Raw genomic sequence first — 14,290 nt, forward strand, 5'->3', positions numbered from 1 at the left:
TGGCGAGAGCGCGTCACGTAGGGTGGGCGAGACCGCTGACGGTTAGTTGCGTATTTTCATCCTTCCCAACCCGATTTCCTCTAAGCGGAGCCCGAATGACCAACGTAGTTGCACGACATCCCGTTCATCTGCTTGAAATGGGCAACATCGTCGAAGACTGGATACCGGTGAAGACAACCATGCTGGCCGGACCGCTGCTTGATCTGACGCTGGCCTGCTGGACCGGCGACTTCAGCCTGGTCGTCATCCAGCTGTATGCAGACCTGTATCCAGCGTATGTACTGGTCCAGGCCAACGAGCCCGAGACCGAGACCAGCAGCGAGATCGAGCGACCGCTCGGACCCTGGAACCCCCGGGCAGACTCCGAGCTTTCAGCGGGGTTGCTCCGCCGTTTGAACGCTAAAGGGGCGGCGACCACACGTGCCGAGGGCGAGGACATGCGCGCGGCGCTGTGCCGTGCACTGGCCAACGTCATCGGGCCCGTCGTCGAGGTGCCGGTGTACGGCCGCGTGGGAGACAAAGTGCCGGACATTGATTCCGTCCGGGCGCTTGATGGACGGATCTTCGCGACGCTAAGCCCCGACGAGTGCTCGGTACTGCGCTTCTATCGGATGCGGGGAAGAAAGTTTGGCGTGGCAATCACTTTTGCTGGCGACGTCGATGAGGCTGCGATGGCCGCCGCTACCAGCCTGCTCCACGAAGATGAAATCCTTCGCCGCAGCAACAACCGTGTGACCGTATCTCTGACCAATCAGGTGGAGGCTGGGCATGGAGGGTCTTGAATCGTTCGGTTTGCCGGAAACGTTCCCGGCCGATCTGATGCCGGCGACCGGCGCGCAATTCATCAAGGATTGCATCAAGGGCATGGACCGGACTACGCTGACCCGGATAGCACGCGAGCGTGGCTTCATGCCAACCTGGAAACGGCTGACACACCTCGGTCCCGGCGTCTATGGATTCAGCCTGACGATCGATCGTATGGGCGTGCCGTTGATGGTACGTATGAGCGAAGCGGCCCCGGAGCAACGACTGGATGTCCGTACGCCCGAGCAACAGTCGCTTTTCTAGCCAACCTGCCGTTGCTGGAGGTTTTTCATGTGTGGACGTTATTCGCGCGGCCAGAAGGATCTGTTTTACATCGAGCCGCTGATGACTGATGCCGGCGATAGTCGGCTTGCCGGACATGCGGACATCTTCCGACCGAGCTGGAACATCTCGCCAGGCACCAAGCAGCCCATCATCGGCCCCGCCGGGCCGCGCCTCGAAACGTGGGGATTCAGACCGGCGTGGGCAGTAGCCAGAAAGAGTCAGATGATGATCAACGCTCGGCTCGACAAGGCCGCGTCGAGCACGTGGAAATGGATGTTCACTTCGGGGCGCGTGCTGGTTCCGGCCGACGGCTGGTACGAGTGGGTGGGACCGAAAGGCAAGAAACAGCCCTTTTTCATATCGTCAAATGCCGGACCTCCCGTCTATTTTGCGGGGCTGAGCAGCGTGCGGGCCGACGCAGCTCCCTCCGAGACGCCGGGCGTCGTGTTCGGCTTTGTGATCGTGACCGCGGCGGCCGACAGCGGCATGCTCGACGTGCATGACCGACGGCCGCTTGTGCTAACGCTTGAAGAAGCCAGAATATGGCTGGATCCTGGCACGACGTTCGAGGAAGCCGTGCACCTCGCCAACACTGCGGGCAAGTCCTCGGACGATTTTCATTGGCACAAGGTCACGCCGGAAGTGAACCGAACTGGCACCGACAGTCCGACATTCAACGAGCCGATCGGCGATCGGTGAATCGGAACAAAAACGCATGAAGCACGAATACTGTGTCCAGACGGACATCCTCGAAACTGTTGTCGCGTCAGCGCCGGTGGAGCTGCGACACGCTGCGCTGCTTGCCGCGCTCGCGACGCGCACCGAATTTCGCTCCCCGGCGTACGTAACATCACGCGACAGCTACGGGGCACACCCCGCGCGAGTATTCGACGCGGCGGGAGCGTTGGTCGCGGACAACTATCGCGACTGGATCCGATCCGAGATTGACGCACGCAACGGCGACGTCGCCGCCGTGTGGGAGCACTACAAAGACGAGGGCTACCTGCTTTCCGAGATCCAGCCGGTACTGCATTTCTTCGTCCATGACCGCGGCGGTGCACAGGACAATTTCACCCAGTTTCGCATCTTCACTGAAACCGAGGCTATCAGCCGAAACCTCTTCACGAGTGCCGCCTGGAGGCAGCCGGAGCGCCCGAACGATCTTCTCGTCTATCACAATTATCTAGGCGAGCCGATCGATCCGCGCCCGCTGGGCAGCGCCCGGTACAGGCTCTACGACGCGATCGACATGCCGAGTTTTCTTCGTTTAGCCGACGCCTGTACCGCCGAGGAACGGCGCGTCGCTGCCGCACGTCGCTTCAAATTCACGGACCTGCAGACAGGTGAGTCCGGCTCCGAATCGTACGGCGAGATGTACCCGGCATTCGACAAATACCCCCACAAATCCCGGCGGTTTTTTGACGACTGGTGTGAGTCGAGCGCGGGTGCAAGTGGCGAACGAATCTGCCGGCGCTGGGTGTTCGAGCCGCAGGATTCGGAGGGGCATCAGTCAGACCAGACCCAGCCGCGTCACCTCTACTTCATTCCGCAGTGGGGACACAACCGCAAGGTGGCGGCCGTCGAAAAGACCCGCAACATGGACGACTACGCGCTGTTTGGCCGACTGAACAAGTTCGACGAGCGAATCGGCGTGCCGTTCAGCTGGTACTTCTACGGGCTTCACGGCGACCTGGTGAAGTCGGGTTCAATTGAGCGGATTCTTGCCGCTGCAGAGAACGGCCTTATCGTCCTCCCCGAACACGATTACCGGGTATTGAAACGCTGGCAGGACCAGCCATACGGATTCTGAGAATGACTACCAAAACGCTGCCGCCTGTCCCTGCAGGCGTGTCGATGTACTTCTACATGAAATTCGCCTTGGGCGGAGAAGAGTTCGGCGATGAGTGGTACAGGTTTCCAACGCTCGAAGACTTGCCCCCGTGTCTCAAGCATGACTACCCGACTCGCGAGCTGCAGTTCCGCGTCCCGCCTAATTGCACTGGCTTCGAGAGCGTCACCATTGAGCTTCAAAGCGCTCTGGACACGATGCCACCAGAAGACCGTTTGCATCTGAATCCGGCCCGCTGGAGCAAGGTGAAGCGCGACCTGAGCAACGGATGGTGCTATACGCCCTATATGGGACTCGAAACAGGGGCAGCAAGCCTGACGGACGGCCGCCATCGGATCGTCGCGATGATGAAGCTCCTGCAGCTCGAGTACGCCCCCTTCTCGGTTCCGCGAGAGCACGTCGACGCTGTACGCGCGCAACTGAAAACCCGGTAGCTATAGATAAGACCATGGCGCGCGACGCGCCCCGCCGACCGGCCGGTTGCCGGCCAACACCACACGCAAAAAACAATGACTGAACAGACAAAGATTCGCTTCCGAGCCGTTACCACCTCTACCAACGATACCGTAGCCGCCATCCTGGCCTACGCAAAGAGCCCTCATCTGAAGGAGCTGCGCCTCGCTGTGACCCAGGCGTACCGGTACGAAGTGGAACTAAAGGGTGCCGATAATAACCTGCTGCAAAACAGCCCTATTCTTCAGGCGGTCGCCGTCCTCGCGCTGCCGTACGTTCCGGGCGAAAACGTGACCGTCGTTATTGACTCGTCCGAGATTTCTGCACAACGTTCAGCTCGAGCCAGCGAGTTGAAAGGGCTTCTCGGTGCTCTGCTTGCATTGAACCTTGCACCCGGCAAGCTGACCTACAGCCTGACGCCCGTCGTAGCAACCAACCACCTCGCTGTAGCAGAGGCGGAACAGGCAATTCTCGGGACGGACTACGCGCAGCTGGCAACGGCGGCGGATGAAGACGACCTGCTGCAGCGTATGCAGTACAAGCCTAGCTGATTGGGGCGGCACAGCACGGGGAACGGTCCGAACCGTTCCTCGTGCAAGGGCGGACCCGTGGCTACGGTTCGCCCAACGCCTCACGTGATACCCGCGCGTCGGCCGACGAAAGTCGAGTTACTTTACAGGCCCGTCAAACAAAGCAGAGACCTCATGGTATTTCTCCCCGTTTTCCTGTTTGCCGCCTACGCCAACCTGATACTGGCGGTACGCGGCCTCGTCGCAAAAGGACGGGCCGCGCTCATCGCTCAGGCGCATTTTCTAGTCTGCCTGGTCGGCGCTTTAGGTGTGTTGCTGGGGTTCGAACTGATCCCCGATCCGCGAAAGGGCATTGCCGGCGATGCCACGAACTACTGCGTTCTCGCGTTCTTCGCGTTCGGTCTTTTGACCGTTGCGCTTTTCGGCGGCCGGCTCATTGTTCTCGCGCGAGATCCAGCAACGCACAAGGGCGCTGGCGTGCGGTTCGGCATGGCGATATGGGCAGTCCTAGCCGGGCTCTACCTCTGCGGAGTTGCTGCCGATCACTGGCTGTTTTTCCGGGACGCCGCACATTCAGGTACTGCAGATCCTGGCTACTTCGGATCGAGCGTGCAATGCCGCACTGCGGTGCTCGTTCGTCTCGAAGGCGACAAAGCCGTGTATCGCTGTCCAACCTCGATCGAACTTGGTCAAAATTACCAGCGCCCGTTCGCACCATGGCCGTCATATACGAGTGGGGAAGCTGACGGTAGAGCCCTGCGTCGCTCCGTTGAAGACACAAAGCCCGCGACCACCACACCTGCAGACCGTCCTGTCTTCACAGTGCCTGCGAGCGAGATCCGCGTCCAGCCGAAGTGACGCATCGCGCAGCGGTGGCCGCTGTTCTGTTCTGCGGCGCCGCCTGTCACCCACTTACTGCAGCGGCTCACGTTTCCCTAGTAGCCACGCGTCACTGCTCCTCTTTTAGAGCTAGGCGCCCGATTTGAGAATCTCCGAATGGTTTGCCAGTTCGCGATAGGCGGGGGACAATGCCGCCTATTTCTACGCGAAACGCGAAAGGCACGCTGATATGCGCCTCTACTATCTGACTGGACGGAATTGGGCAGAAAAAATTCTGCGTGAGCAGCGTTTCAAGCTTTCGACCATCGAAGAACTGAATGACCCATTCGAACTACTCGGTGCTGCGGTTGGCGAGCCCAAGGCGCGCCGCGCATATCAAATGCTTCACAGGCACTGGACTAAAACAATTGGAATGCTATGTGCCAGTCGGTCCTGGGAGAGCCCTGTAATGTGGGCGCACTATGGTGATAAGCATCGGGGAGTGTGTCTCGGATTTGATGTGGTCGATGCCGAGGCATCTCAGGTTAGCTATCGAGCCGAGCGACTAAGTGGCTTGCTCGAGCATATCGGTCGCGGTGAACACCTTGTTGAACAGCAAATGCGCGCCATTTTGACCACGAAGTTTAAAGACTGGGAGTATGAACGCGAATTGCGGATGTTCGCCCAACTCGATCAGCGCGAAGCCCAAGATGGGAAATACTATCTGAATTTTCAGCCTCACATCACTCTACGCGAAGTGATACTCGGTGCTAGGTGCGATGCGGACGTGCGTAGCATTGCGGAGACGGTTACGCCATCAAAGGCGCGCGTTGAAGTTTTTAAAGCCAGACCCGCTTTCAACAGCTTCAGGATAGTTCGCCAGCAACAAGAGCCATCTATGTTCGTAGCCCCGATCGTTCGTGGACGGGACTAAATGCAGAGCAGGCCAGTTGCGTTTCGCTTTTGCATCCGTCGCTGTGGCACGTATCCGGACAGCATGTGCCAAGAAAAGTGAAATAATCGTCACGTTCTGCCGCAGTAAGTGAAAAGCCCCCATCGGATTCTCACCGACGCGCCTTTGATGCTCGTCAGAACAAGCGGCGAGCAAGTGTCCACGAATATCGCTCAATAGACGCAAGTAGAAACGTCGAATTCTCGCACCGAGGGGAAACATGCTTAAGTTCCAAATCACGGCTACAGGTGTAGATCTCGAATACGAAGGAGATCAGAGTGGCACTAACCGGTGGGTCGTGGACGAACTCACGAACAACAATGTGGCGCGAGTATCCCGCGTATTCTCGTTTCAACGTGCGGACTTGCTAAATCCTCCCACTCCCACGCAAGATTTCGATGAGTACGTGTGTCGGTTTCGATTCGGCACATTCGTAGATGGCTATGTGAAGATTCCCGCAAGGGTCCTCGGTATCAAGAACGACTTGCTCATAAGTCGAGATGTGACGCTCAAGCGAGTGACCTTTGCTGCCGAGCGCCACGTTTCAATTTTTGGTCGGCTCTCAGCGCTGCTAGAACACTCCGATCCCATCGTGATTGGAGGGGACCGTCCCGGAGCAATCCCTCGCGACGTATTTGAGGAGTTGATCGAGAAATTCCCGAACACCTATGAACTCGATTGCTATGCTAATGCCCGGGTTCACACGATCCTTTCAGAGTACCTGGACGGCATGAAGGATGCGCGGGGTCGCTTTGAGACGTATCTCAACAAAAAAAAGACGGCGCTCACCGGTACCACGAAACTCGACTTGAGCGTCCTGGGGAAACTGGAAATCGAGAAATACGTCTTGATCCGAGACCTGATCAAAGATGCGTTGGCGACCAAGCAGCATCTGTCCGAGCGCGAGTGGCAGCAGCTGATGCTTTCCTTCCTGCTCCTGTTGTTCCCGAAGTACATCAAGGTGCTTGAGAACATCACTATCCACGACCACTACAGCGACCCGACCAAGAAGACCGATCGTCATATCGACATCGGCTTGGTTGATGCGAACGGCAATCTCGACGTCATCGAGGTCAAAAAACCTTTCGATGACAAGATCCTTCGCAAGAGCCCTTACCGCGGCAATAGCATCCCGACCTCCGAGTTGAGCGGCAGCATCATGCAGGCCGAGAAGTATCTCTTCCACTTGTCGAAATGGGGTGTCAAAGGTGAAGAGACACTCACCAAAAAGTATGCCGCTGAGCTGCCAACGGGCATGAATATCCGGATCTCCAACCCTAAGGCGATCATCATCGTTGGGCGCGATCAGATCGGCGGTGCCGAAATGACTGGCAGTCAGCGGTTGGACTTCGAGGTGATCAAGCGCAAGTACGCGAACATGCTGGATATCATCACATACGACGACCTGTTGCGACGGCTCGACAACACCATTGTTGCCCTTGGTGGTTGAGGAATCTGGGTTGACCGGAACCGCCTTCCTCTCGCAGCGCCCGACCCCAGCCTGTGTGAAGGCATCGGCCCTAGGCAGCAATTGGCAAGATGCGGCAACGGGAAATGTCCGCAATGGCTCGACTTCGCCCGTCTGACTTTCGACCACTGCTAGATTTTTCACTATCTCCACCGGCACTTTTTCACTTGTGTGGCACAGTTTTCACTTTCTGTGTCACCCTACAGAACGCTTGAATTGGAGCCTAAACTTCACTTTTTCAAAACATCAATATTGATGTGTTGATGATTCACTGTGATACAATGGGAACCATGATGCAGCGGGGAATAAGTAACGAGTAGCACTTCTCCGATGTGTCGGTGTTAGGAACCGTCCCCTGGTGGGGACCGGCTTCCTGCGAAGAGATTCAAATCAATAGAACTAGACAGCGTGACCGTCGCCAGATAAAAACGAGGACATAGCCCGATGAAGTCGACCAATCAAATCAATACGAAAGCCGGTTCGGACCGCAGCCCACTCACCCGCTTTGCTCAACTCGCGATAGCAAGTGCTGCATTTGCGATGCTGGCTGCATGTGGCGGCGGTGGCGGTGGTGGGGGAAGCAGCAGCACCGGTTCAAACAACGCCGCGACGTCACCGGGCGGTATCAACCTGCAAGTCGTTTCGTTCGGTGACAGTCTGTCCGACGTCGGCACCTACGCACCAGTGATTACTGCGAGCTTCGGCGGCGGCCGCTTCACGACGAATCCGGGCGAGGTCTGGACACAAAAGGTGGCGGAATACTATGGCGGCTCGCTGACCGCTGCTTACCTCGGCGGTTTTGGCCAACCGCTTGCTCCGTCGACAGGATTCGGCTACGCGCAAGGCGGTTCCCGTGTCCAGGATCCGGACGGCGAAGGCCATGCTCCTGCCGGCGTCGCCAACGCCGCCTACGCACAGGCTACGACCGTACCGGTCACACAGCAGGTCCAGAATTACCTGTCGGCTCATGGCAGCTTCAACTCGAATCAGCTGGTGTTGATCAACGGCGGCGCCAACGACATCTTCGAACTGGAGCCGAGCATTCAGGCAGCGATCGCCGCCGACGTGGCGGGCGGGATGGACCCGGCCGTCGCGCTGCAGAAGGAGGCAACAGCTTCGCTCGGCCCGGTTGCACAGACCTTCGCTGGTGTTGTCAAACAGATCGTCGCTTCCGGCGCAACGCATGTTGTCGTCTCGAACGTGCCGGATATCGGACAGACCCCGCTTGGCGTCACCAGCGGTGCGGCGGCCCAGCAGCTGCTCACAGGCCTGGCTACCGTGTACAACGCAGCACTTGCGCAATCGCTTCAGGCGCTCGGACTGTCAGGCAGCCAGGTCATCCAGATCGATGCTTTCGGCTGGCAGGATGGGATTACGACGGACTATCAGACCAACGGCTTCACTGTGTCGAATACGGGCACGGCATGTAACCTCCAGTCGATGGCCGCCAACGCAACCGCTTACGGCACGCAGCATCCGGAAGTGCTCAACGGCCTGACCGCGGCGCAGTATGGCGCGTCGTTGGCCTCGTCGCTGTTCTGCTCGCCCCAAACCTACACGGTGGCCGGCGCGGACCAGACCTACATGTTTGCCGACAATGTCCACCCATCGACGCACCTGCACGCGCTGTTCGCGCAGTACGTCCAGCAACAGATCGCAAAAACAGGCCTTGGCAAGTAATAGCTGGCTCTGCAATGCGGTACGCTGCTTGAGATAGCCGCGAACGAAAAGGGGCGCCAAAGTGCGCCCCTTTTTCTATTCCACCAGCGACTCAAATGGCCGCGAGCGCGCCGCTCCAGTGCAACCAGACCGCCACAGCGGCCGCGCCAAACAAAGGCCACGATCTCAGCGAAAGACGCCAGTCCACCGTTGACGGCCATGCCCCGAACAGCAGCTGCGCGAGGCCCGCCCATAGGACCACATCCCATGGCGAGAACGCAAACCCGTTGCGCAACCGCAGCAGTGCTGTGCCAGCGGCGATACCGTACCCCAGCAAAGGGGCGAGACTAGCCGGGGCCGCGTTCCACCACCGTATGTTCTCGAACACCACCTCGCCAAACATGTAGGACCCGTCGGGTGCACGCCGCGGCCACACCGATAGGCTGACCGGTCGCGCTCCAACGAGGTGACCGCATACGAAATGCGAAAACTCGTGCGTCAGGGTTGCTGGGAGCGACAGAAGGGCAAATATCGCGTTACCGCGGGCGATGCGCCAGAGTACGATCGCCCCGAGAGCTGGAGGCGCGAGGTAGGCACCAATCGCGCGGATTGGCACCTGAAAGACAGTCGAGGGAAGATTCACGGATACAGGTTCTGACGGATCTAACTAGATGCAGGAGAGGCGCCAATTTCGCATGCGAAACAGCACTCTTCTGCAGGGTCACGCTGCGCGCGAAGGTACTACAGCTGGCGGAATTTCGGGCATCACGTCACCAGAGATCCACCGCAAGTGCTTGAGCGGGCTGCTTTCTGTCAGGTCGTTGAGTGCTGCCATGTAGTCCTCCGAGGCGTTGGACGGCACAAGGTACATGGCCGTGTGCTTCGGCTGCGTATCGCTCAGGATGACGCTCGCCAGAGGGCGCGAGGCAGGCAGGTTGTAGCGCTGGCCTTTTACAAAGCGGCGGCCTGAAGCAATCAGCGTCTCTATCAGATTCTTCTCGTCGACATTCGTGAACGGGACCCAGTGCTCGGTCGTGACCATGAACGCCATTTCCTCGATCTGTGCGACGCCGGCCGGGTCAATGCTGAAAGTCGCAATCGTGACCAGGTGGATTTCAGGAAAAGCATTCCACAGGCTGACTTCGTCTGTGAATACCTTCTTCAGCTTCTTGTTCAGATCCTCGCTGATCATGAAGAAGAAATCCGGAACCTGCTTCAGGATCATTTTGCGGCCGTAGCGTGCGGCGGTGACTTCCTTCACTTCGCCAATAACGATGAACAGTTTCTGCCCCGGACGATCCGATTTTTCGGCCCCGGCAATGAACGCCTTACGCCGCTGTGTGATCTCGTCCTTGCGGTCGACGTAGAAGGGTTCGGGAACGTAGAGGGTAGTGGGCAGATGCAGCCCCTTCGTGATCTTCCCATGTGCCGCGCGACTCAGGTACTTGTGCACCGTCGCCCAGCTCCGCTTTCCCTGCATGCCGGGGTTCCAGTGGGTGAGGTGGGATTCATCCCACAGGAAGTGCAGCAGCGAACGTATCGTCAACTTCGAGCTGTCCGCCTTTATGCTTCCTTGCTCTGACTCGGACGGCGCCGGCGGCGCACGGCCTGCAATCTTGTTCAGCGCAAAGTCGAGTTTAAGCATCGTCATGCCTTCCTCGACGTCTTCCTTGATCGCGTGACCCATCACCTCGCCAAGACCACTTAGCTCCGCAGGCGGCTCGTACGAGTCGCAGTCTGCTGAGTGGTCTGCGCCGGACTCCGGCATACGTTTGATCTGGAAATGTCCGGATACCTTGGAGACGTACATAGGCGCTCCAGGTCGAACACACAGGCAGAGCGGCCGAATTTTTGTATGGTGGACCCGCCCAAGCGCCGCCTGCAGGCCCGGGTCATCCTCGTTGTAAACCCTTCCGTCGATCGAATACTGGTGCATCTGCAGCTCCCCGTAGAGTTACGTGTTATCGCGGCCTTCCGTTGATGCCAGCGGGCCCGCATCGCTGGTTTCAAAGACCGTCTAGCCCACGCTTCCGGGTGTTTTGCTGCGAAACTTCGCGCTGCCGAGTCTGTTCGGTCGTCTGCTTCGTCTGCTCGTTCACCTGCTTACGCTCGTTCGCCTTGAATTCCAGCTCGATGCGCTGTCCCTTGCTTACGTCGCGGCTCAGATCCGCCTTGGCAAACCGCACGGCGTCGGTTCTCCCCGTCTGAACAAGCACATGCGTGTCGGTTACTTCGACGACCTTGCCGGTCACATTCGAGCTGACCTTACTCGAATCGGTAATACGCAAGCCGCTCTGCGTCTGCCGGCCCGCATCACCCTCTTTTGCGTGATCGTGCCCTAGAACAGGCGCTTGGCCACTTCCTGACGGGATTCCTCGTTCTCGTGCATCTCCTTGATCCCTTCCATGGCGCTGTTGATCCACTGCGAGGCGATCTCGCGGTGGGAGTCCGGCTGCTTGTCGGTAGGCGTCGTCGTTGATTCGCCCGCTTTCCCGGAGTTGTTCGATTCTGGCGTGGAGCCGTTGTTCGATGTGTTCATAAGTACCTTCCGATTTAAGAACATTGATATTTTCGAAGCCCTGCAGGTTGACTGGCTTCGAGCGATCGCGGACGTCGACTATGTCCAGCAGGACGTTATCGCCAAAGTATGCGCCAAGTTGTTCCAGCGATTGCGGCAGACCGCCCTGAATCTTTGCGATTGTCGCGATGCTGGATCCGCGTCCTTCCTCGTAGAACCGCCGTAGCGTATTGTCGAGGGCGTTTTCTGAACGCGCATGTACAACGATGATATGCGCCCGGAACCCGGCGTCGATCGCCTGCTGGATCTTGTCGACGCTCGTTGCGAAGGTCGACATCTGTCCCTCGAAGACCATGTGCGCGTCGCGTGGCAACGAATTTTCCTTCAGCACCATGGACGTCTTGCCGGCGCCAGGCGATCCTGTCAGAAAATACACCGTATCCCGACCTGACTCCCGCTTGCCCTGGAGATTCTGCGCAAACAGGGCTGACGAAAGCACCGCCGCAGAATTGTGCACCGGGTTGTTGTACCTGTTGCGCGATTCGCGAGACGCACTGAACTCCGCAAACGTTTCCTTGAACAGATCCGCAGCGACGTAACGTCCATCAAATGAACGCGCGTCGTCGCGATACGCCAGGAGAAACTTCTCCGGGTCGGCCGTCGCCGCCTCGATTGCTCGTTCCTGCACGAGCCGCCTATCAGGTTCATCGAAATTTACATACCGAATATTTTCAAGCTGCATAGGCACACTCCGGTCCTTTACGCCAATTTGGGCTGGACTTCTTGGATACCGCGGTTATGGGAAGAGCAGGGCAATGTGGTCCGACTTCTCCGACTCGCACGCGCCTCCTGACGCGCGACGCGCCGTACTTCCGTGTGTCGTTGCAATCAATGCCATATCTGCCGGAAGCTCATGCTCGTTCAACGGCGAAATTGTAGTCGAGGTGCTGAAAATAACCTTAAAACAATGCGTATTGAGTAGCCAAAAGTCCCTATTCATCGCAATACAGCCGTCGCACATTTCTCAACGATGCTTACCAATATTCCGGTTGCTGAAGTACAACGTTAGATAATGCAAGTCATTGAAAAATAAATTATACTCACTACCGCGCATGATACAAGTTAAGAACGTTAGCGCGGCCTATACGGGGGCACAATGACTAAAGACCAAAAGCTTCAAGCGATTTTCGGGAACCGCACGCCTATTCTTCTCATGGCTGTCGCGGTACTTCAGGTGCTCGACTGGCACAGCACACTCACAGCTCCTCGCGGGCGATTTGAGACCAACAAACTACTCAACTGGCTAGGCCAGTGGGCGAGCTTTGCTGTCGTCGTTTCGGCCATCAAGATCTGCTTCATCGTCGCGCTTCTAGTGGGTTTCATCTACTGGCGCAAGCACAAGGGCCTCTACGAGACCGAGTTCACCGCATGCCTGTGTGTGGCTGCGCTGGTCTATGGAGCGGTCGTGTTCAACAACTATTTTTCATAACATCAATATTGATGTTTTGATGCTGCCGTGTGTATCATCAAGCACGGCTGACTCGTTCGGCCCAACCCCTCTTGCCGCCGTGAAGGAGAAACGGCCGGCATGCTTGCCCGCTTCGGTATCATTTGGGGATTAATTGATCTGGAGCGAATAATGAACGATGTAATTGTTGAGTTGGACCTGAAGCAGGCCGCTGCAGCCGGGACGATCAAGGATTTTGTAATTCAGGAAGTCGAGAGCGGGTACGTCCTGCTCACGATTTTTGCCCGTTCGAAGACCGAACACATTCTGTACACCCAGCGCAAGATCGCACGCACATGGGCCAACGTGGGATCGGTCATCGAATTCATCTTGCAGTACAAACCCGAGCTACCTGAGGTGACCGTTCGCCTCATGAAGCGCTCTCATCGAAGATAGAGGTTTTATGCGTTTGTTTTGGAAAGTTTCCGCAGCGGTAATCTGCGCCGGTTATACGCTCATGGCCCACGCGGGCTTCTCGGAAGATCTGGTTAAGCGCTTCCCGGCTGCACAGGGGGCAAAGATCGAGAAGGCGTTTCCCGGCTTTTACTCGGTCGTCAAGGGCAACGAGATTTTCTTCGTCCGCGACGACCTGTCGATCCTGATTTCCGGCAACGTCATCGACCTCAAGAAGAATGTGTCGCTGACGTCCGCAATCGAGGAAGCGAACCGGCCGAAAATCGACGTATCCCAACTGGACCTGAAGGACGCGATCAAGTTCGGCAGTGGTTCACGTCGGCTGTATGTATTCTCAGATCCGGACTGCCCGTACTGCCGGTCCCTAGAAGGCAGCCTGACCAAGCTGACCGATGTAACCATCTACATTTTCCCGTTCCCGCTCGCGCAATTGCACCCGAACGCGCCGGGCGTGGCGGAAGCGATCTGGTGTCAGGCCGATCGCGTCCAGGCATGGCACGATTATCAGAACATCGCTCAAGTGGTCCCGGCAAACGCGCTAATGCCTGCTTGGCACAACTACCTCCATCAACACAAGCAGCCCGATCAGCCTCTATGCGATAACCCGATTGCGCGAAACCTTGCCGTTGGGGAAAAGTGGCAGATCGCCGGCACGCCAGCGCTGATCTTTGAAGACGGCACCCTGATCCCCGGCGCTGCTCCGGCCGAGCGGATTCAAGCCCAGCTCGCCAAGTCGCATGCGAACCTTTCGACGGCATCGAAATGAAAGCACTGACCAACCGACTCCTTTCGCGGCTGGCCGTGCGTGGCCAGCACACCGTTCTTCACGCGGGGGTAATCACGCTGGTCGCGACGGCGATCTTCATGATGTACACCGCGGGTGAAATGGGCCCAATGGGACCGCTGATCATTGCGCTGTCTTTCTACGTTGTCTTCGCCGCCGTCATGATCGAAGTGATCCTTGGCGCGTTCGCACTCTCAAGAAAGCTCGCGCAGGCTGGCCTGCGCCGGTTCTCCTGAAAAGACGTAGAC

17 protein-coding genes are annotated in these 14,290 nt (G+C 57.8%); 14 read left to right on the top strand and 3 right to left on the bottom strand.

Annotated elements, in window-relative coordinates; translation table 11 throughout:
- The first annotated feature begins 95 nt into the window (after nucleotides 1-95).
- The 10 genes from PDMSB3_RS36070 (at nucleotide 96) to PDMSB3_RS36115 (ending at nucleotide 8,840) form a co-directional block, all read left to right on the top strand.
- Nucleotides 96-782 carry a hypothetical protein gene (locus PDMSB3_RS36070; protein WP_165189846.1) on the top strand — a complete coding sequence of 229 codons (687 nt, stop codon included), beginning with the start codon at nucleotides 96-98 and terminating at the stop codon, nucleotides 780-782.
- On the top strand, nucleotides 769-1,068 hold the full coding sequence (locus PDMSB3_RS36075) for a hypothetical protein (RefSeq protein ID WP_165189848.1): 300 nt from the start codon (nucleotides 769-771) through the stop codon (nucleotides 1,066-1,068). Before PDMSB3_RS36070 ends, PDMSB3_RS36075 begins: the two co-directional genes overlap by 14 nt.
- Nucleotides 1,069-1,095: 27 nt before the next feature.
- Nucleotides 1,096-1,788: an SOS response-associated peptidase gene (locus PDMSB3_RS36080; protein ID WP_165189850.1), complete on the top strand. Its 693-nt coding sequence runs from the start codon at nucleotides 1,096-1,098 to the stop codon at nucleotides 1,786-1,788.
- A 16-nt stretch (nucleotides 1,789-1,804) separates the two neighbouring features.
- A complete protein-coding gene (locus PDMSB3_RS36085; protein ID WP_165189852.1) occupies nucleotides 1,805-2,899 on the top strand; it encodes a hypothetical protein in 1,095 nt (364 codons plus the stop codon).
- Between the two features lie 2 nt (nucleotides 2,900-2,901).
- Nucleotides 2,902-3,372, top strand: coding sequence for a hypothetical protein (locus PDMSB3_RS36090; protein ID WP_232064445.1), 471 nt, complete (start codon nucleotides 2,902-2,904; stop codon nucleotides 3,370-3,372).
- A 75-nt stretch (nucleotides 3,373-3,447) separates the two neighbouring features.
- On the top strand, nucleotides 3,448-3,942 hold the full coding sequence (locus PDMSB3_RS36095; RefSeq protein WP_165189854.1) for a hypothetical protein: 495 nt from the start codon (nucleotides 3,448-3,450) through the stop codon (nucleotides 3,940-3,942).
- Between the two features lie 153 nt (nucleotides 3,943-4,095).
- Entirely contained in the window at nucleotides 4,096-4,779 is a 684-nt protein-coding gene (locus tag PDMSB3_RS36100; protein ID WP_165189856.1) for a hypothetical protein, read from the top strand.
- A 211-nt stretch (nucleotides 4,780-4,990) separates the two neighbouring features.
- Entirely contained in the window at nucleotides 4,991-5,674 is a 684-nt protein-coding gene (locus PDMSB3_RS36105; protein ID WP_165189858.1) for a DUF2971 domain-containing protein, read from the top strand.
- A 238-nt stretch (nucleotides 5,675-5,912) separates the two neighbouring features.
- The gene (locus tag PDMSB3_RS36110; RefSeq protein ID WP_165189860.1) at nucleotides 5,913-7,142 is read left to right on the top strand and encodes a Shedu immune nuclease family protein; all 1,230 of its coding nucleotides are present in this window, start codon (nucleotides 5,913-5,915) and stop codon (nucleotides 7,140-7,142) included.
- Nucleotides 7,143-7,604: 462 nt separating this feature from the next.
- Nucleotides 7,605-8,840 carry an SGNH/GDSL hydrolase family protein gene (locus tag PDMSB3_RS36115; protein WP_165189862.1) on the top strand — a complete coding sequence of 412 codons (1,236 nt, stop codon included), beginning with the start codon at nucleotides 7,605-7,607 and terminating at the stop codon, nucleotides 8,838-8,840.
- A 91-nt stretch (nucleotides 8,841-8,931) separates the two neighbouring features.
- Here PDMSB3_RS36115 and PDMSB3_RS38105 read toward each other — a convergent pair whose 3' ends face one another.
- The 3 genes from PDMSB3_RS38105 to PDMSB3_RS36130 all read right to left on the bottom strand — a co-directional run bounded on the left by PDMSB3_RS38105 (nucleotide 8,932) and on the right by PDMSB3_RS36130 (nucleotide 12,079).
- On the bottom strand, nucleotides 8,932-9,462 hold the full coding sequence (locus PDMSB3_RS38105) for a hypothetical protein (RefSeq protein WP_232064446.1): 531 nt from the start codon (nucleotides 9,460-9,462) through the stop codon (nucleotides 8,932-8,934).
- Between the two features lie 78 nt (nucleotides 9,463-9,540).
- The gene (locus PDMSB3_RS36125; RefSeq protein ID WP_165189864.1) at nucleotides 9,541-10,755 is read right to left on the bottom strand and encodes a DUF1173 domain-containing protein; all 1,215 of its coding nucleotides are present in this window, start codon (nucleotides 10,753-10,755) and stop codon (nucleotides 9,541-9,543) included.
- Nucleotides 10,756-10,825: 70 nt separating this feature from the next.
- On the bottom strand, nucleotides 10,826-12,079 hold the full coding sequence (locus tag PDMSB3_RS36130) for a KfrB domain-containing protein (RefSeq protein ID WP_197740325.1): 1,254 nt from the start codon (nucleotides 12,077-12,079) through the stop codon (nucleotides 10,826-10,828).
- Between the two features lie 414 nt (nucleotides 12,080-12,493).
- On the opposite strand from PDMSB3_RS36130, the gene PDMSB3_RS36140 reads away from it, so the two are divergent.
- The 4 genes from PDMSB3_RS36140 to PDMSB3_RS36155 all read left to right on the top strand — a co-directional run bounded on the left by PDMSB3_RS36140 (nucleotide 12,494) and on the right by PDMSB3_RS36155 (nucleotide 14,278).
- A complete protein-coding gene (locus tag PDMSB3_RS36140; protein WP_165189866.1) occupies nucleotides 12,494-12,826 on the top strand; it encodes a DUF5658 family protein in 333 nt (110 codons plus the stop codon).
- Between the two features lie 99 nt (nucleotides 12,827-12,925).
- Nucleotides 12,926-13,240: a hypothetical protein gene (locus PDMSB3_RS36145; protein WP_232064447.1), complete on the top strand. Its 315-nt coding sequence runs from the start codon at nucleotides 12,926-12,928 to the stop codon at nucleotides 13,238-13,240.
- Between the two features lie 7 nt (nucleotides 13,241-13,247).
- Nucleotides 13,248-14,024 (top strand): DsbC family protein, encoded by a 777-nt coding sequence (locus PDMSB3_RS36150; protein WP_165189868.1) that lies wholly within the window; start codon nucleotides 13,248-13,250, stop codon nucleotides 14,022-14,024.
- The gene (locus PDMSB3_RS36155; RefSeq protein ID WP_165189870.1) at nucleotides 14,021-14,278 is read left to right on the top strand and encodes a hypothetical protein; all 258 of its coding nucleotides are present in this window, start codon (nucleotides 14,021-14,023) and stop codon (nucleotides 14,276-14,278) included. The genes PDMSB3_RS36150 and PDMSB3_RS36155 overlap by 4 nt, the downstream gene beginning before the upstream one ends.
- Nucleotides 14,279-14,290: the final 12 nt, after the last annotated feature.

The sequence above is a fragment of the Paraburkholderia dioscoreae genome (genome assembly GCF_902459535.1).
Taxonomy (GTDB): domain Bacteria; phylum Pseudomonadota; class Gammaproteobacteria; order Burkholderiales; family Burkholderiaceae; genus Paraburkholderia; species Paraburkholderia dioscoreae.

Coding starts and splice junctions, on each gene's coding strand:
- PDMSB3_RS36070 (WP_165189846.1), top strand. CDS start 96: ATGACCAACGTAGTTGCACGACATCCCGTTCATCTGCTTGAAATGGGC.
- PDMSB3_RS36075 (WP_165189848.1), top strand. CDS start 769: ATGGAGGGTCTTGAATCGTTCGGTTTGCCGGAAACGTTCCCGGCCGAT.
- PDMSB3_RS36080 (WP_165189850.1), top strand. CDS start 1,096: ATGTGTGGACGTTATTCGCGCGGCCAGAAGGATCTGTTTTACATCGAG.
- PDMSB3_RS36085 (WP_165189852.1), top strand. CDS start 1,805: ATGAAGCACGAATACTGTGTCCAGACGGACATCCTCGAAACTGTTGTC.
- PDMSB3_RS36090 (WP_232064445.1), top strand. CDS start 2,902: ATGACTACCAAAACGCTGCCGCCTGTCCCTGCAGGCGTGTCGATGTAC.
- PDMSB3_RS36095 (WP_165189854.1), top strand. CDS start 3,448: ATGACTGAACAGACAAAGATTCGCTTCCGAGCCGTTACCACCTCTACC.
- PDMSB3_RS36100 (WP_165189856.1), top strand. CDS start 4,096: ATGGTATTTCTCCCCGTTTTCCTGTTTGCCGCCTACGCCAACCTGATA.
- PDMSB3_RS36105 (WP_165189858.1), top strand. CDS start 4,991: ATGCGCCTCTACTATCTGACTGGACGGAATTGGGCAGAAAAAATTCTG.
- PDMSB3_RS36110 (WP_165189860.1), top strand. CDS start 5,913: ATGCTTAAGTTCCAAATCACGGCTACAGGTGTAGATCTCGAATACGAA.
- PDMSB3_RS36115 (WP_165189862.1), top strand. CDS start 7,605: ATGAAGTCGACCAATCAAATCAATACGAAAGCCGGTTCGGACCGCAGC.
- PDMSB3_RS36125 (WP_165189864.1), bottom strand. CDS start 10,755: ATGCACCAGTATTCGATCGACGGAAGGGTTTACAACGAGGATGACCCG.
- PDMSB3_RS36130 (WP_197740325.1), bottom strand. CDS start 12,079: ATGCAGCTTGAAAATATTCGGTATGTAAATTTCGATGAACCTGATAGG.
- PDMSB3_RS36140 (WP_165189866.1), top strand. CDS start 12,494: ATGACTAAAGACCAAAAGCTTCAAGCGATTTTCGGGAACCGCACGCCT.
- PDMSB3_RS36145 (WP_232064447.1), top strand. CDS start 12,926: ATGCTTGCCCGCTTCGGTATCATTTGGGGATTAATTGATCTGGAGCGA.
- PDMSB3_RS36150 (WP_165189868.1), top strand. CDS start 13,248: ATGCGTTTGTTTTGGAAAGTTTCCGCAGCGGTAATCTGCGCCGGTTAT.
- PDMSB3_RS36155 (WP_165189870.1), top strand. CDS start 14,021: ATGAAAGCACTGACCAACCGACTCCTTTCGCGGCTGGCCGTGCGTGGC.